Origin of the sequence: Exiguobacterium sp. SH5S4, from assembly GCF_004337045.1 — a bacterium.
Lineage (GTDB): Bacteria > Bacillota > Bacilli > Exiguobacteriales > Exiguobacteriaceae > Exiguobacterium > Exiguobacterium aurantiacum_A.
In genome coordinates this window covers 13,493-29,516 of sequence record NZ_SJUQ01000033.1, presented here as the reverse complement: position 1 = coordinate 29,516, position 16,024 = coordinate 13,493, and the positions used below count along the sequence as shown (strand labels likewise).

The 16,024-nt window shown below is 56.2% G+C and carries 15 protein-coding genes; 5 read left to right on the top strand and 10 right to left on the bottom strand.

Annotated features, from left to right (window positions below; all coding sequences use genetic code 11):
- Positions 1-598: 598 nt before the first annotated feature.
- From EVJ32_RS14390 to EVJ32_RS14380, 3 genes are read right to left on the bottom strand one after another with little or no spacing between them, the layout of a single operon-like run.
- Positions 599-1,048: a GNAT family N-acetyltransferase gene (locus EVJ32_RS14390; protein WP_016508735.1), complete on the bottom strand. Its 450-nt coding sequence runs from the start codon at positions 1,046-1,048 to the stop codon at positions 599-601.
- A gap of 18 nt (positions 1,049-1,066) precedes the next feature.
- Complete coding sequence (locus EVJ32_RS14385; RefSeq protein ID WP_070327246.1) at positions 1,067-1,783, bottom strand: MBL fold metallo-hydrolase; 717 nt, start codon at positions 1,781-1,783, stop codon at positions 1,067-1,069.
- 15 nt (positions 1,784-1,798) lie between these two features.
- Entirely contained in the window at positions 1,799-2,410 is a 612-nt protein-coding gene (locus EVJ32_RS14380) for an NUDIX hydrolase (RefSeq protein ID WP_071397532.1), read from the bottom strand.
- A gap of 90 nt (positions 2,411-2,500) precedes the next feature.
- Between EVJ32_RS14380 and EVJ32_RS16330 the strand changes: the two genes are divergently transcribed.
- Positions 2,501-2,665, top strand: a complete 165-nt coding sequence (locus EVJ32_RS16330) for a hypothetical protein (protein ID WP_201739081.1) — start codon at positions 2,501-2,503, stop codon at positions 2,663-2,665.
- A 54-nt stretch (positions 2,666-2,719) separates the two neighbouring features.
- Positions 2,720-2,965: a DinB family protein gene (locus EVJ32_RS16325; RefSeq protein ID WP_370276278.1), complete on the top strand. Its 246-nt coding sequence runs from the start codon at positions 2,720-2,722 to the stop codon at positions 2,963-2,965.
- A 71-nt stretch (positions 2,966-3,036) separates the two neighbouring features.
- On the opposite strand, the gene parC is transcribed toward EVJ32_RS16325, so the two are convergent.
- The 3 genes from parC to EVJ32_RS14360 all read right to left on the bottom strand — a co-directional run bounded on the left by parC (position 3,037) and on the right by EVJ32_RS14360 (position 7,949).
- Positions 3,037-5,442 (bottom strand): DNA topoisomerase IV subunit A, encoded by a 2,406-nt coding sequence (gene parC / locus EVJ32_RS14370; protein WP_131458888.1) that lies wholly within the window; start codon positions 5,440-5,442, stop codon positions 3,037-3,039.
- A 2-nt stretch (positions 5,443-5,444) separates the two neighbouring features.
- Positions 5,445-7,412, bottom strand: a complete 1,968-nt coding sequence (gene parE, locus EVJ32_RS14365; RefSeq protein WP_131458887.1) for a DNA topoisomerase IV subunit B — start codon at positions 7,410-7,412, stop codon at positions 5,445-5,447.
- Between the two features lie 132 nt (positions 7,413-7,544).
- Positions 7,545-7,949: a CoA-binding protein gene (locus tag EVJ32_RS14360; RefSeq protein ID WP_016508698.1), complete on the bottom strand. Its 405-nt coding sequence runs from the start codon at positions 7,947-7,949 to the stop codon at positions 7,545-7,547.
- A 352-nt stretch (positions 7,950-8,301) separates the two neighbouring features.
- Between EVJ32_RS14360 and EVJ32_RS14355 the strand changes: the two genes are divergently transcribed.
- Together EVJ32_RS14355 and EVJ32_RS14350 are read left to right on the top strand one after the other, a co-directional pair.
- Entirely contained in the window at positions 8,302-9,354 is a 1,053-nt protein-coding gene (locus EVJ32_RS14355) for a GGDEF domain-containing protein (protein WP_131458886.1), read from the top strand.
- 16 nt (positions 9,355-9,370) lie between these two features.
- On the top strand, positions 9,371-10,381 hold the full coding sequence (locus tag EVJ32_RS14350; RefSeq protein WP_131458885.1) for a tyrosine-type recombinase/integrase: 1,011 nt from the start codon (positions 9,371-9,373) through the stop codon (positions 10,379-10,381).
- A gap of 58 nt (positions 10,382-10,439) precedes the next feature.
- Here EVJ32_RS14350 and EVJ32_RS14345 read toward each other — a convergent pair whose 3' ends face one another.
- The 3 genes from EVJ32_RS14345 to EVJ32_RS14335 form a co-directional block, all read right to left on the bottom strand.
- Positions 10,440-11,579, bottom strand: coding sequence for a hypothetical protein (locus EVJ32_RS14345; protein ID WP_131458884.1), 1,140 nt, complete (start codon positions 11,577-11,579; stop codon positions 10,440-10,442).
- Positions 11,576-12,787 (bottom strand): hypothetical protein, encoded by a 1,212-nt coding sequence (locus EVJ32_RS14340; protein ID WP_131458883.1) that lies wholly within the window; start codon positions 12,785-12,787, stop codon positions 11,576-11,578. Before EVJ32_RS14340 ends, EVJ32_RS14345 begins: the two co-directional genes overlap by 4 nt.
- Positions 12,788-12,857: 70 nt before the next feature.
- Entirely contained in the window at positions 12,858-14,030 is a 1,173-nt protein-coding gene (locus EVJ32_RS14335) for a MalY/PatB family protein (RefSeq protein WP_131458882.1), read from the bottom strand.
- Between the two features lie 117 nt (positions 14,031-14,147).
- Here EVJ32_RS14335 and EVJ32_RS14330 point away from each other — a divergent pair, with 117 nt between their 5' ends.
- Positions 14,148-14,804: a M48 family metallopeptidase gene (locus tag EVJ32_RS14330; RefSeq protein WP_131458881.1), complete on the top strand. Its 657-nt coding sequence runs from the start codon at positions 14,148-14,150 to the stop codon at positions 14,802-14,804.
- 49 nt (positions 14,805-14,853) lie between these two features.
- On the opposite strand, the gene EVJ32_RS14325 is transcribed toward EVJ32_RS14330, so the two are convergent.
- On the bottom strand, positions 14,854-15,759 hold the full coding sequence (locus EVJ32_RS14325; protein ID WP_167615645.1) for a methyl-accepting chemotaxis protein: 906 nt from the start codon (positions 15,757-15,759) through the stop codon (positions 14,854-14,856).
- Positions 15,760-16,024: the final 265 nt, after the last annotated feature.

Sequence of the window (16,024 nt, the reverse complement as noted above, 5' to 3'; positions counted from 1 at the left end):
AGATGATTTTACTCATGGATGCGTTCCCCCGTCTGAATGAATAGGTTCATTATATCGATTCGACCGCACACAAAAAACCCTGAATGAGCACTTTTTATCAAGTGTCTATCATTCAGGGTTCAGTTCAAACAAGAAAGTTTGGCTGTTCATAACTAAAGGTGATGAAAAAGTTCCCCAACAGGTTATCGATTCAATTACAAAAAGGATTGAGAAGAAAGGCGGAAAAGTGATGGGCAGTATTTCGATAACGACAAAATGGGATCCCAAGACGAACATTCCTATTGCGCTTGAGGATGTCCAGAAACCGATCTATGACTGGCTGAAAAGAGGATGCATTTTATAAAATCTGAACGAAATCAAGCTGTGCCAACGTCTGAGCGAGGAAAAACAAAACGAATCGGTGGCTAAGGGAAGCACGACCTGCCAACATAACTGATCACGTGAACGTGGGAAGCAGGTGAGTCCTGAAAACTATCAGGGAATCGGTTCAAATTTTATTAGTTTACATAACATATATTATCAGTAAAAATAAAACTCTGTCTCAATCCTTTAGTATACTTAAAGTAGTGAGACAGAATCTGAAATTATGAGATCGGGATCAAATTCGCGTAAACCGGATCAATGTGACACCTGGTTCCGGTTCGAACTCGGCGCTCGGCTCGAAGCCAAGCTTCGAATACAATCGTTTGGCCGGACCGTTATGTTTGCCGGTATGCACGTAGACAAGTTTGTCCTCGTGTAGACTGAGCACGTGTTCTAACAACGTCGTCGCGAGCCGCGCCCTGAAGTATGTCGGATCGATGCACAGCTTCGTGATCTCGACCGTGTTCTCGGCCGCCTCGATCGTCACAAACCCGATCATCCGCTCCTCGTTGTATAAGCCGTAGCTCAGACCCGGCAAGTTTTGAATGACCTCGACCGTCTCATATCGGGCCGGAATCTCGTCAAATCCGATCAGTTCGGCCTCGACCGCATAGGCGTTCCGTTGAATCTCGAGCATTTGCTCGGCTTGCCGGTAATCCGTCGTCCGAATCTCCCGTAACTCCATCTGTCATACCCCCAAAGATTATCGTGAAAAGCGACGGGCTTGCTTACGCTTAGCTCGTTTCAGTGCCAAATAGAGCCGATGTGTGCCTTCAAGCGCTTTGCCGTGGCCGACGAACGTATGACGCGGCGCCAAGTCAAGCAACCGCTCGGCATGGTCGACCGCGGCCCGCTTGTCCCATGTCGCCAGACCCGGGAGCGGGAACAACGGACGCGTGTCCCCTGCCACTGCGACTCCCCCATGTGATTGGAACGCGTCACCGGCGAACAACAGGCGATGCTGTTCATCGAAATAAGCAATCGAGCCCGGGGTGTGGCCGGCGGCGGCATAGACGCGAAGACCGAACAGCCGCTCACCCGGGTCGAGCAGCTTGTCCGGTAGCGACCGGATCGGCGGCAACGAGCCTCTTATGTTGAGTGGCCGCTCACCTGAGTCCGTCGTTCGGTCCCCTGCTAACAAGCGGGCGTCACGGCGTGAGACGTAAAGCTCGGCGTGTGGATGCGCCTTCAGGATCGTATCGACCCCACCGACGTGGTCCCCGTGGGCGTGGGTGAGCAAAATCGCGAGGAGGGGGCGGTCTTGTGCCTCGATATACGTTAAAATGTCAGCGGCGTTCTGCTTCAACCCGGTATCGATCAAGACGAGGCCGAGCTCTTTCTCGATCAATTGGACGTTGATCGGCAAGACGGGTGAATAGAACGTCAGCTGGTGGACATCTTCAATCCGTGTGACTTTCATAAGACCTCCCCTTTCCTAGTCGAACAGTGTGACCCAATCGTCCTGCCACCGGGCGTCAAAGCACATATGGAGCTGTTCGAGCGTGTTGCGGGCGAGCGACAACGGCGGCAAGGCGTCACGCGAGAAGAAGCCGATCTCGCTCGTCTCATGGCTGACTTGAGCTTCCCCGCCGATCAGCTCACACTCGATGAACAGTTTATAATAATGTTGTGACAACGGCGGGTGCGGGTGACGGTGCATATCGAACAAGGCGACGAGGCGCATCGGGGCGACATCAAAGCCTGCCTCTTCCCCGATTTCCTTGATGATATTGTCTGACGGTGACAGCCCGACCTCACAGAAGCCGCCTGGCAGCGTCCACAGCCCGTCCGACCGCTCACGCACGAGCAGCAACTCGTCGTCTCGGAAGACGACACCGCGTACGTCGAGCTTCGGTGTCGGGTAGCCGTTGACGTGCGTCAGTTCAGTGATCTCATGCAAGGCGAGGTTCGACTGTCGTTCGAACATATCGGTCGCAATCTCCTGGAGCTCGAGATAACGCTCGCGGTCGAACTCGTCCTTCGTGAACGTCAAGCCCGCTTGCGACAGTGCTTGTAGCCGTTTGGCCCAAGTGAGCCAGTCTGACATAGAAATCCCTCCATCGTTTGTCCTGCTTATCCCATTCGCCATCGGGCTTGATTGTTCCTTTTCATAATACCCGCTCCCGCAAGAAAGTATTTGTCGCGCCAGTCTGGAGTTTACGACACCCGGCTCACGGATGTTTGGTCGATCGGGCAGATGTATGACCATATCATCGTCGTCGCCCATGAGTATCTAGACGAGATGGAAGCATGTCTGACGAATGCTGAGCACCAACCGCTCGGGAAGACCGAGTTTGGGTAGCTGTTGTTTAGCGACGGTGGATTCCCCCCTATTAAAATCAAACTACCGGACGAAATGAACGCCCCGCCCGACAATACCGATAGCCGTGAAGCTTTGAAACGCCGTCTTGACGACCTCATCACACGGTTGAAGAAGTGTGCGCCGATGATTCACGCGGCCGACCCGAACTGTAAAGCGCTACATGGCGGCTTCGGCTGGTTGAACGCGCAAGAGTGGTACACGCTCATCGAGATGCACACCAGACACCATTTGCTTCAACAGACGGACTTGGAACGGTATCTTAGAGCGTTCCATGACTGACAAAGACGAATAGAGACAAAAAAAGCCTGCACACATGACATATACTGTCGCGTGTGCAGGCTTTTGCTGAATCAATCGAGATAGACGTCCTCGATGTCACCGAACGTCTCCTCGTCGAAGACGAATGAGCCGTTGGCGTAGCGGTCGAGCAGTGTCAGTTGTTTCGCGTTGACCGTCTTCGCGGTCTCTTTGCCGACGATGTGGATCGTCTCATCCCCATGCACCGGCAGCACGCGGCGGATCTGGTGCGGTTTTGATTTGACCTCACGGATGAGCATCGTGCCACGCAAGTTGCGGTTCGTGCAGTCGAATTGGTCCTCGAGCTTCATCTTCTTGACCGCTCCGCGTTGCGTCACGAGGACGAACAGAGGCGGTGTGAAGAAGGCGAACGCGTCGGCGACGACGTCACCGTCTTTCAAGTTCATCGCTTTGACACCGGCGGCACGCTGTCCGACGACCGGGACGTCGTCTTCTTTGAACCAAAGCCCGTATCCACGCTCAGAGACGAGGAAGAGTTGGCCTGGACCGTCACTGATGCCGGCGAAGACGACCTCGTCGTCCCCTTTCAGTTTCAGCGCCATGAGCGCCTTCGACTTGCGCTGGGCGTCATAGTCACGGAGCGGTGTCCGTTTGACCATGCCGTCTTTCGTGACGAACAGGCAGTGCGCGTCCGTCTCGAACGTCGAGACGACGTCGGCCGAGACGACTTGCTCGCCTTCGATCGGCACGAGGTTGGCCACGTGTTGGCCCGCGTCTTTCCATTTCGTCTCCGGGATCTGGTGGACCGGGATGAGCAGGTAGCTGCCTTTGTTCGTCCAGACGAGCAAGTGGTCGGTCGTCATCGCCTGTGTGAGGAGGACGGACCGGTCTTTTTGTTTCATCTCCGGCATATCCTCGCTCGAGGCGCCGTATGAGCGCATCGACGAACGTTTCACGTAGCCGTCGCGGCTGACGAACACCATCGTCTCTTCGACGGCGATCATGACCTCGGTCTTCAGTTTCAATTCTTCGACTTCGGCCTCGATGACCGAACGCCGCTCATCACCGAACTCGTCGCGGAGCGCCGTCAACTCTTTTGAGATGAGTTTCCGCTTCGTCGCGTCGACGTTCAAGATGTTGGCGAGGCGCGCGATCTCTTTTTGCAACACTTTCGCTTCTTTTTGGAGCTCGACGATGTCTGTGTTCGTCAAACGATACAATTGAAGCATGACGACCGCTTCGGCTTGACGGTCCGTGAACGAGAAGCGATCCATGAGCTTCTGCTTCGCCTCGGACTTGTCCTTGGCCGAACGGATCAGTTCGAGCGTCTCGTCAAGCACTGAGATGGCTTGTTCGAGCGCGTCGACGATCTCGGCGCGTTTCTTCGCCTGTTCGAGCTCGAACGTCGTCCGGCGGGTGACGACTTCCTCGACGTGTTTCAAATACGCATCGATGATCGGTAACAGACCGAGCTGTTTCGGTGTCCGCTGCACGATCGCGACCATGTTGTAGTTATAGGCGAGCTGCAGGTCGGTATGCTTCAAGAAGAAGTGGAGCACACCTTCCGCGTCCGCTTCTTTCTTCAATTCGATGACGACGCGGACCCCGGTCCGGTCGGTCTCGTCACGGACTTCGGCGACGCCTTCGACTTTCTTGTCGAGACGGAGCTCTTCCATCTTCTTGACGAGGTTGGCCTTGTTCACCTCATACGGGAGCTCGGTGATCGTGATCTGTTCACGGCCGGCCTTGAGTGGCTCGATGACCGATTTGGCGCGGATGATGATCTTGCCTTTACCGGTCTCGAACGCTTTCAAGATGCCGTCTTTGCCCATGACCGTGCCACCGGACGGGAAGTCGGGACCTTGCATGTAACGGAAGGCGTCATTCGGTGTCTCGACTTCGCCGGCGAGTCGGGCGATGGCGAGATTGAGCACCTCGGTCAAGTTGTGCGGTGGGATCTCGGTCGCATACCCCGCCGAGATCCCGGTCGTCCCGTTCATAAGCAGGTTCGGCAGGAGTGACGGCAACACGAGCGGTTCCTCGGTCGAATCGTCAAAGTTCGGCGTATAGTCGACCGTGTTCTTCGCGATCGACGTCAGCATGACACCGGCGATCTTCGACAGCCGTGCCTCGGTATACCGCATCGCGGCAGCCGAGTCGCCGTCCATCGAGCCGTTGTTCCCGTGCATATCGATGAGCGGGTAGCGGAGCTTCCAGTCTTGCGACAGACGCACCATCGCCTCATAGACAGAAGAGTCACCGTGCGGGTGGTAGTTCCCGATGACATTCCCGACCGTCTTGGCCGATTTCCGGTACGCCTTGTCGTTCGTGTTGCCTTCATGGTGCATCGCATACAAGATCCGGCGCTGTACGGGCTTGAGCCCGTCGCGCGCGTCCGGGAGCGCCCGGTCTTGAATGATATATTTCGAGTAACGCCCGAAACGGTCTCCGACGACCTGTTCGAGCGACAAGTTTAAAATGTGTTGAATCGTCGACATCGTTACATCACTTCCTCAATCGCTTTAGTCACATGTTCATTGGCGATGATCGAATCATCTTCTTGGAGCCCGAAGGCGACGTTCTCCTCGATCCATTCGCGGCGGTGGGCAACGTTGTCCCCCATGAGCACCGAGACGCGCTTGTCGGCGACGGCAGCGTCATCGATCGTCACGCGGATGAGTGTCCGTGTGTCCGGGTTCATCGTCGTCTCCCACAGTTGATCGGCGTTCATCTCACCGAGACCTTTGTAGCGCTGGATGATATAGCCTTTTTTGTACACTTTGACGAGTTTCTCGAGCGCTTCCTCGTCCCAGGCGTATTCGAACTGCTCCGACTTGCCTTTCCCTTTCGAGATGCGATAGAGCGGCGGCAAGGCGACGAACACTTTGCCCGCCTCGACGAGCGGTCGCATGTAACGGAAGAAGAACGTCAGCAAGAGCACTTGGATATGGGCCCCGTCCGTATCGGCATCGGTCATGATGATGACTTTGTCGAAGTTGCAGTCACTGAGATCGAAATCGTGTCCGACCCCGGCGCCGATCGCGTGGATGATCGTGTTGATCTCCTCATTTTTCATGATGTCATTGAGTTTCGACTTCTCCGAGTTGATGACCTTCCCGCGGAGCGGCAAGATCGCCTGGATCGTCCGGTCACGGCCTTGTTTGGCCGAACCGCCGGCCGAGTCCCCCTCGACGAGGAACAGCTCGTTCTTGGCGGCGTTTTTTGATGTCGCCGGCGTCAGTTTCCCGTTCAAGATGCTCGAACGTTTCTTTTTCTTGCCGTTACGCGCCTCTTCACGCGCTTTCCGGGCCGCTTCACGGGCCTGGGCCGCGCGGATCGCTTTCTTGATGAGCATCGTCGCCATCTGCGGGTTCTCCTCGAGGAAAATCGTCAGCTGCTTGGCCATGACGGCGTCTGCGCTGGCACGGGCTTCAGGCGAGCCGAGTTTCGACTTCGTCTGTCCCTCGAACTGGAGGAACTCCTCCGGGATCCGGACCGAGACGATGAGCGTCAACCCTTCACGGACGTCGCCACCGTCGAGGTTCTTGTCTTTTTCTTTCAACAAGCCGTTTTTGCGGGCGTACTCGTTCATGATCCGGGTCATCGCCGTCTTGGCGCCGACTTCATGCGTCCCGCCGTCCCGGGTGCGGACGTTGTTGACGAACGACAACACGTTCTCCGAGTAGGCGTCCGTGAACTGGAAGGCGAGTTCGAGCTCGATGTCGTTCTCGGTCCCTTCGAAGTAGACGGTCGGGTGGAGCGTCGCTTTGTCGTCATTCAAATAGTGGACGAACTCGGCGATCCCGTTCTCGTAATGGAACGTCTCTTGCTTGTCCGAGCGTTCGTCGGTCAACGTGATCGTCAACCCTTTCAATAGGAAAGCCGACTCTCGGAGCCGTTCGGCGAGCGTGTCGTAGTTATACGTCGTCGTCGAGAAGATGCTTGTATCCGGCTTGAAGTAGACGCTCGTCCCGGTCTGGCGGGCTTTCCCCGTCTCGAGGAGCGTCGTCTGTGGCACACCGCCGTCAGCGAACGTCTGCTCGAACACCTTGCCGTCGCGATAGATCGTGACGAGCAGCTTGCTCGAGAGCGCGTTGACGACCGAGGCGCCGACCCCGTGCAGTCCGCCTGACGTCTTGTAGCCGCCTTGGCCGAACTTTCCGCCGGCATGGAGGACCGTGAAGATGACCTCCGGCGTCGGTTTTCCCGAGGCGTGCATCCCGGTCGGCATACCACGTCCGTGGTCACGGACCGTGATGGCATCGTCTTTATGGATCGTCACATCGATCTGGTCACCGAACCCGCCGAGCGCCTCGTCGATCGCGTTGTCGACGATCTCGTAGACGAGATGGTGCAGCCCGCGATGGTCGGTCGAGCCGATATACATCCCTGGTCGTTTCCGAACGGCAGCGAGCCCTTCGAGCACTTGGATGGCGTCTTCATTATAATTAAATAGTTTTGTTGACATGTCAGTCACCTCATATTCGAACACATGTTCGTTTTTCATACCTAATTGTATAGCTGTTTCGGGATTCTGGCAAGCCTTCCTCTCCGCGCCGTCGACGCGTGAAAAAAAGTAGACCTGCCGCAGGGGCAGGTCTCAGCCGAGGAGTCGAGCATGCTCGACGTAAATACACCGGTTCTCGATGTAGTCAAGTCCGGCAGCATGAACGATTCGTTCGGCGTCCTTGCTCGACAGACCGAGCTGGTTAAAGACGAGTCCGACATCCCCATGACGGACCGCGTCCTCGGCAACGCCGGCCAAATATTCGTTCCGGCGAAACACGTCGACGATATCGATTCGTCCCGGGATGCTCTCGACCGTCGGATACACCTTGCGGCCGTTCCACGTCTCGAGCGTCGGATTGACAGGGATGACCGTATACCCTTGCAGGAGCAAATACTCCGCAATCTGGTTGGCGGTCTTGTTCGGGTTCGATGACACACCGACGACAGCGATCGTCTTCGCTTCAGCGAGATGTTGTTTCAAACGTTGGTCGTCCATCCTGAAATCCCCCTTTTGTTTACGTTCTCAGTGTAACGTTACCTCGTTCCCCGTTTCAAGCTTTATTTTCGCTTAACGGATGAACGGCTGTCGAAACAAAAGTTTATATCCCTCATAGTGGTTTACATAATAATATATTGTCACCCTGTTGATTCGCTTTTAAATCGAACGATGCCACCATGTCTGTTTTAACGAATCAAATGACGCTTCTATAAACCTTGCGTGAAATATCTATTTCACGCAATTATAACGTCCTGAAATCAACGTTTACAGAGAGTGGATTGACTTGATTCATGAACAGGCGTAGGCAAATCCTTACCGTTTCGGTATACTGGAACGAGGAGGTGTTCACGTGGGGACTGCCTATGAGGAACGTCGCGGTACACTGTATAATTACCGCATCACTTTTTACGGGAACGCGCTCGCATGGCTCATCCATGTCGTGTTCCTGATCACATTTTGGCGGCTCGACGTCATGGTGCTCGCCTGGTCGAACGTGTTCAGCGTTCTTTATTACACGCTCTCATTCTATTTCGTACATAAACGGTACTACCGGATATTCTTTACCGGACTGTTCGTCGAAGTCGTCTATAACGCCATCATCTCGACGATCGTCCTCGGGTGGGGCGCGAACGTCCATTACTTTATCATCATGGTGGCGTACGGGGTGTTCTTCATGCCGAACGTCAGTCGCTTGGTCCGCATCATGTCGACCGGACTCGCGATGGCGATCTACAGCTTCCTCTACTTGAACGTCACGGTCGGGACACAGCCGCTCGCCCCCATGATCGAGCAAGTGATCGGGCTGACTTGTCTGCTGTCGACGATCGCACTCATCGCCGGGCTGACGTTCGTGTTCGAGAACTCGGTCGTCGAGGTGACGACCGAGTTAGAACGGTCGAACGAACGATTGAACGTCCTCGCTTCACGGGACGGATTGACCGGGCTATATAACCGGATGACCGGCTATCAACGAATCGAGCAAGCCGTCATGGAAGCCGTCGCAGACGGCCGCCCATATGCCGTCGCACTCGCCGATATTGACCACTTCAAAGCGTTCAACGAGCGCCACGGCCATGATTGTGGCGACCTCGTCCTCAAACAAGTCGCCGCCGCCCTCGAGCGGACCGACGGGATCTGTGTCCGTTGGGGCGGAGAAGAGTTCTTGCTGTTTTTGAGCAATCAGACAGCAGATGAGGTCGCACAGACGCTCGACTGCCTCCGGGAACGGATCAAGACGACCGAGACGATCTATGACGGGCGTCGCCTCAGCGTCACGATGACGTTCGGCGTCTCGTGCCGCGACGGATTAGAGGCCGTCGACACACTCGTCAAAGAAGCAGACGACCGCCTCCGGGCTGGGAAACAGGCCGGCAAGGACCGGATCGTCACATCGATCAGTTAACAAAAGGAGAGATTTTGTGAGTATATTCCGCCAGCTCGGGCAAGCGCCGGCACGTGTCACGACGCAGCGTTTCAAGCTGAACGGATACGAGCGCATGCCCGGCTTCATCCAACGTTTCTTGAACCATTTGGCCGCGAAACACTATTCAGAACAGACCGCCCAGCGGTACTTATACGATTTCTTCGACTTCTTCCGGTGGGTCGAGGCCGCGAGCGCATCCGAGGTCGACCCAACCACGGTCGACCTCGCCTCGTTCGTCGAACTCGATTATGCGGGCGCGGATGCCTACGCGTCCTATCTCGCGCTCGAGCTCGACAACGCCCCGAGCGTCATCAACCGAAAGTTGTCGACGATGCAGTCGTTGTTCAACTTCTTGATCGAGTCCGGGATCGCGTCACACAACCCATTCCAAGCGGTCGAGCGTCCAAAGCGCGCCAAACGGAACCCGGTCTATTTGACGGAACATGAGTGGCTCGACTTCTCGACGCTCGTCCGCAGCAACGTCGGCATGTCCGACCGCGAGGCGAGCTGGTACGAACGGAACCGCGACCGTGATTTTCTGATCATCCAGCTGCTCGGACTGACCGGGATGCGCGTCTCCGAACTCGTCGGGCTCGACTGGAGCGACATCGACCTCGCGACCGGGACGATCCGTGTCATCGGGAAGGGGAACAAAGAGCGGGTCATCCCGCTCGCCTCCCCGCTCGAGCCGTTGCTGCTTGACCATCGTCAAGACGGGACCGGGCCGCTGTTCCGTTCCGAGAAAGGAAGACGCATCTCGGTCAGGACGGTGCAACACCTGCTCAAAGGACATATCGACCGGTTGAAACCGTACCTCTCGTTCTTGACCCACAAGCAGGTCACGCCCCACAAACTTCGCCACACGTTCGCTTCCCGGTTGGCGATGAGCGGGGTCGACGTCTTGACGATCCAACAACTGCTCGGTCACGAGTCGGTGGCGACGACGCAAGTCTATGCCCATATCGGTGACGAGAAGAAAAAACAAGCGCTATCTGGTTTACGATAATATGTTATGTAAACCATACTATAAAAGCACGGCCCTCTACGAATCGAGGGCCGTGCTTTTATAGTTGTTTCGTCGACAAGATGACGATCGTCTCGTCGAGTACCGTATAATAAGCGTCTTCGAACGCCTGTCGCTCGTTCGCCTCCAAGTTGAAGATGCTGACCCCGCCGTTGCGCCCATCGGCCGATTCGTGGATGAAGTAGTTCGCGTCGAGCACCCGTTCGAACGGTGCCGTGTCCAAAAATCTCGCCCCGGTCGTCGCATCGATCAACTCCGTATGCTCCCTCGATTCTTCGACCTTGATGAAGATGGTCGAACTGACGTCGTCATACGTGAAATCGATTGGTTCATAGGCACCCCAGTCGACGACGGCGAGCTCGTGCAGGACGTCCGGTGCCGCCAGTTCGTACACCGTCTCTTCATTGGCTGCGTCGATGAACGCCGCAAACCGGAGTTTTTTGTCACGCTCCCCGAGATACTGGACCGTGTCCCCCTCCCCTTGCAACCGGATCAAATCATCGAACGGGATCTCGTCCGCTTTCGACCAAACGGCCTCGACCGCCTCGTCGAGCGGACAGATGAGAATCGCTTCGGAATGGTCGATCGGGTCATCGGGTGAGATGCGTCCCGATTCGAGCGCGTCATAGTAATCAAACTCGTCCAACCGTGCGTTACATACGATGTAAGACACACCTTCGAGCTCTGTCGTGAACAAATACAGTTCACGGAAGCGCCCGGCATGGCCGACGAGCCGCTCGTCACGGATACGTTCTTCGCGGGACGTCTCGGCGTCGAACAGCCACGCCTCGTCCGTCGCCTCGAAACTCGTCAAAAAGAGGAAGTAACGGTCGGCGAGCACCCAATATAACGTGCTGTTGCCCCGTTTCTCGAACGTCGTCAGCACTTCTTCATCACCTGTACGATAGTCGAACGCGATCAGTTCCGTGCTCACGACCCCGGTCCGGTCCGGGGTCTCGTTCAAAAAGTAGACACGGTCGGCGCTGATGAACAGTTTTGATATGCCATAGTCTTCGAAGACGCGGCGATTGATTTGCGTGATGGTGCCATCCGCTTCATCGTACCGAAAGATGGAAAAGCTCGTCTCCCCCGTCTTCTCACGGTAGTACACGGACGACTCGGTGACGGCGATCAAGTCTTCGTGGCTGATTGACATGGCGCGTGCATCGACGATTCTCATAGAGCACCTCTTTCATAAGTGGATTCGATCGGTTCGACGGTGACGATACCGGGAGGACGTTTCGGGAACGAGATCCGAAGATGGGCGTACTCGATGATCGACTGGTGAGAGTCTGCCTTCTCGACCCAGCGGATCCGTTGCTGGTTCGCAAGCGCGTGGCCGATCTTCTCTTCGATTTGAAACTTGGAGATGCCGCGATAAGCGACTTCTTGAATATAGGTCGACTCATCGGACTCGAACTGCTGCCACACTCCCATGACGAGCTGTCCGAGGGCCGAGACCCGGTTCTCGGGCAAACGGACCGTGCGCAACGTCTGCTCGACTTCTTTCAGACAAACGACCGGGTCGTCGGCGACCGCGAACAGCCGCTTCGCCGAGTTGTTCATGACCCGGTAACGGCGCTTCCCGCTCTCGAGCCGAAGCACTTGGGCGTACGGTTCGACCGGTACGCCGTGGAAGAACGTGTCCGTCCCGCCCCAGGCGAACCCGAACGACGGGTCGAACTTCCGGATCGTTCGCATGAACGCGAGCATGAAGTCTTCGACTTCCCTGCGCTCGAGCCGGAGCCATTCGGCGAGCGCCAACGGTCCGTGCTGTTTCGAGATCCGGTCGACCGGGAAGAACAGGTCCCCTTCGGCGAGACGGTGGGGGCGCAGTTCGACCCCGTCGGCCCGGTAGTCGGTCGCTTGACGGCCGCTGCGCCCCGCGTAGATGATCCACTCGTCGTCCGTGCTCTCGATGGCGTACGCCTGATGCGCCCAAGGCGGTGTCGCGTATAGCGCCGGGAACTCCTCATACGTCTCGAGATGCAAGTACGAGCGGTCGTTCCAGATTTGGGCGAGCAATCGGACGATCTCCCCCGTATCCGAGTCTTTCGGGGCGATATAGTTGCCGGTGTTCCCGATATAGGTCAAGATGTGGAGGTCGTAGGCGTGGTAGAGGTGCCGGACGATCCGTTCGAACACCGCTGCGATCATCCGCTCGAACAACGGGTGGTCCTCGCTCCGGTCGACCGTCGTCGCATCGACGGTACACATGAGCCAGCCCATGCGCACATACAGCCGGATACGGAGCGGATAAGAGATCAACGGCGACGAGGACGCGTGGATCTCCGTCATTCCAATGTTGGCCATATTCTCAACCTCTAGCGTAAACCCGCTACGCCTCAGCTGCTCCTCCATCTTCTTCTTCCAATTGATCGTCTCCATCTGCCTCACTCGCTTTCTGTCGCCACGTCATCTTGACTGACTCGTTCTGAAATTTTTCCCGTTTCTCGTTTCATACAAACGCTTTTCCGTCGGAATGGGTCTTGATCCGTCCGAGCGCCTCGTCAACGATCGTCCGGGATGTACCGAAATTGAGACGCTCGAACGTCGACGCCGATGCCCCGAACGGAACACCCGGTGACAAGAAGACCCGCACTTCCTCGTGGAGCCATTTCTTCCGAGATTCGGGCTCAAGGCCGAGCGCGGCGCAATCGATCCATAACAAGTAACTCGCCTCCGGCATGAAGCACGTCAGCCGGGGTAACTCGGCATTCAGGCGCTCGACGACATAGGTGGCTTGTTCCTCGAGCTCGGCCGTCAGCTGGTCAAGCCATCGTTCCGCCCGGACGTCTGTGTAGGCGGCGATGATGGCCGTATTGGCGAACGGTGTCGGTAGGACGTGGTGTTTGTTTTGGACTTGGATGATCCGTTTGCGCCAGGCGTCATCCGGACAGATGATGTACGACGCGAACAAACCGGCGATGTTGAACGCCTTCGACGGGGCGCTCACCGTGATGACCCGGTCGTCGAGTCGGTTGATCGCCGTATGGTGCTGCGACGGATACGTCAGATCGGCATGGATCTCGTCTGCGACGATGATGACGTCGTACGTTCTCGCCAACTCGACGACGCGCGCGAGCTCGGACTCTGTCCAGACGCGACCGACCGGATTATGCGGTGAACAGAGCAAAAACAGTTTCGCCTGTCGCATTGCGTGTTCGAGGGCGTCAAAATCCATCTCATACTTGCCATCGACTTGTTTGAGCGGGGCGTCACGCACAACGCGTTTCAACCCGGTCACGAGTTCATGGAATGGTGGATAGACCGGTGATTGGATGACGATCCCGTCCCCTTCCTTCGTCAACGCCTCGACGATGTGGGTCAGTCCGGGCACGACCCCGCTCGAGAACAATACATGTTCGGGGGTGACGACGAGTCCGTGTCTCCGCCCGTACCAAGAGCTGACGGCTTCCTGGGCTTCTTTCGCGAACATCGTATAGCCGAACTCTCCTGTCGCCGCACGCGCCGCGAGCGCTTCCGAGATCGAAGGTGCCGTGCGGATATCGATATCGGCCACCCAGAGCGGCAGTACGTCAGACTTCACATGGAACCAGCGCTCGAGGCCGTCCCATTTCACCGAGTCGGTGCCGACCCGGTCAAGCGGTTGATGTAAGATTGATTTCATAGTGATCCCTCCTGTCCCTACTGTAACAAAAATTGAAGCCACTGGTCGTCAAAAGCGTGGCGGATTTTCGAGACGTCGGCTATAATCGACCGAGAACAGTGTTTGGAGGTGACAATGATGAGCGTAAGTATCATCCGCCATAAACGGCGAAAGAAAGCGGCTTTCTACATAACGGCCGAAGGGATCGAGCTCCGCATCCCGGCCCGGTTGTCGAACCGGGTCGTCGAGACGATCTTAAGCGAGCATGCGGACTGGATAAACGACCGGCTCGCGGCATTACCTAAAACCCCGTCGTTGCCGAACGACCGGCTCCGTTATCGAGGTGAGACCGTGCCGCTCGTGCGCACGAACGCCGTTGACGCCTTCGACTACGACGGGACAGCTTTCCGGTGCCCGGACCGGTGGGACGAGTCCAGGATAGGGGCCGCATACGAGGCGTGGCTCCGCGACGAGGCGCTCACTTATGTCACCAAGCGAGCACCTTACTATGAACGTCTGCTCGGGGTGAGCGCTGCGAAAGTCCGCATCGGCCATCAAAAGACGCGCTGGGGCTCGTGCAGCTCGCGCGGAACGATCTCGATCAACGTCCGGCTCATGCTCGCGCCGATCGAAGTGATGGATTATGTCATCGCCCACGAATGGACACATCTCGTCCATTTCGACCACTCCAAATCGTTTTGGTCGACTTTATCCTCTGTTTATCCGGACGTCGATGGGGTGATGGCGTGGTTGAGACAACACGGTCATACGCTCATCGTCAAAAAAACCAATTGAGTGGACTCGCCACCGACGACGGTGGCGGTTCCTTCAATTGGTTTTTTCGTCAGATCGCCGAAGTGAACTGTTCGGCCGTCCCGTTCAATGACTGGGCCGACTGCTCGATCTTCCCGAAGCGTTCGAGCGTCGCTTCCATGATGTTGACACTCGCATGAATGTCTTCGTTCGATCGTGAGACGCCGTCGACAATCGAGGCGAGCTCTTTGTTCATCCCCTCGGTGTTGGCCCGGACCTCGATGACGGCGCGCTCGACGAGACGAGACAAGTTACGAACCTCGGTCGCGACGACGTTGAAGCCGAGGCCGTGTTCACCTGCCCGTGCCGCCTCGATGGCGGCGTTCAGTGACAACAGGTTCGTCTGGGCCGCGATCTCTTTGATCGTACTGGCGATTTTCGTGATCTCTGCCGCTTGGTCTTGAAGGTTGCCGAGCGTCTTCAAGTTTACCGATGCGTCCGACTCGAGCCGCTCAATCGTCCGCTTCAAATGTAGGCTCTCCTCCATGCCACGGCGGGCCCGGTCATCAAGATTCTCGGCCATATCACGGAACGTGCGGGCGTATCGTTCGATCGTCTGTTGCCGCTCGGTGATGTCCGAGGCGATCTTGACGACACCGATGACGTCATCCCCCTCATAGATTGGCATATACGTCGCCTCGAGCCAAATCGAGTCGCCCCGGGCGTCGATGCGTTCGATCTTGTCGGCCGAGCTGAACCCGTCGAACAACTTGTTCCAAAACGCTTGATAGTCCGTACTGTTGACGAAGTTCGGCGTACAGAACAGATGGTGCTGCATCCCGACCATCTCATCGCGTTTGTATTTCATCGCCTTGGCGAAGGCGTCGTTCACATCGACGACACGGCGCTGGCGGTCAAATCGAATCATCGCCATGTTCGCTTCGATGGCGCGAAGCACGTCTGGTGACGATAGGCTGACATCTCTCGTTTCAATCATTCCGATAATTCCCACCTTTATAATTTGAGTTATTTCAGGACATTTTTCCTTTGTTAGTACAATCGAATTCAAGTGTAACTTGTGATAAAAGTCCTGACTAGCGCCGTTTTTAACAGTAAGTCAATATCTTGAGTTTGAAGTATTTACCAACTTCATCACAGGTCATCAGACAATGAATCGCAAAAAAAGAACTCCTCGTTTACAGGAGTCCCATTCGACCTTTTCGTGAAACTGACGGTGCTAATCTTGTAAAAAGATTTGCTTC

What these genes read in the sequence shown, in the direction of transcription:
- EVJ32_RS14385 (WP_070327246.1), bottom strand. Translation starts at nt 1,783, where the DNA reads ATGAAAGTCACACGGATTGAAGATGTCCACCAGCTGACGTTCTATTCA.
- EVJ32_RS14340 (WP_131458883.1), bottom strand. Translation starts at nt 12,787, where the DNA reads ATGGAGACGATCAATTGGAAGAAGAAGATGGAGGAGCAGCTGAGGCGT.
- parE (WP_131458887.1), bottom strand. Translation starts at nt 7,412, where the DNA reads ATGTCAACAAAACTATTTAATTATAATGAAGACGCCATCCAAGTGCTC.
- parC (WP_131458888.1), bottom strand. Translation starts at nt 5,442, where the DNA reads ATGTCGACGATTCAACACATTTTAAACTTGTCGCTCGAACAGGTCGTC.
- EVJ32_RS14325 (WP_167615645.1), bottom strand. Translation starts at nt 15,759, where the DNA reads ATGATTGAAACGAGAGATGTCAGCCTATCGTCACCAGACGTGCTTCGC.
- EVJ32_RS14335 (WP_131458882.1), bottom strand. Translation starts at nt 14,030, where the DNA reads ATGAAATCAATCTTACATCAACCGCTTGACCGGGTCGGCACCGACTCG.
- EVJ32_RS14360 (WP_016508698.1), bottom strand. Translation starts at nt 7,949, where the DNA reads ATGGACGACCAACGTTTGAAACAACATCTCGCTGAAGCGAAGACGATC.
- EVJ32_RS14345 (WP_131458884.1), bottom strand. Translation starts at nt 11,579, where the DNA reads ATGAGAATCGTCGATGCACGCGCCATGTCAATCAGCCACGAAGACTTG.
- EVJ32_RS14390 (WP_016508735.1), bottom strand. Translation starts at nt 1,048, where the DNA reads ATGGAGTTACGGGAGATTCGGACGACGGATTACCGGCAAGCCGAGCAA.
- EVJ32_RS14380 (WP_071397532.1), bottom strand. Translation starts at nt 2,410, where the DNA reads ATGTCAGACTGGCTCACTTGGGCCAAACGGCTACAAGCACTGTCGCAA.
- EVJ32_RS16325 (WP_370276278.1), top strand. Translation starts at nt 2,720, where the DNA reads ATGAACGCCCCGCCCGACAATACCGATAGCCGTGAAGCTTTGAAACGC.
- EVJ32_RS14330 (WP_131458881.1), top strand. Translation starts at nt 14,148, where the DNA reads ATGAGCGTAAGTATCATCCGCCATAAACGGCGAAAGAAAGCGGCTTTC.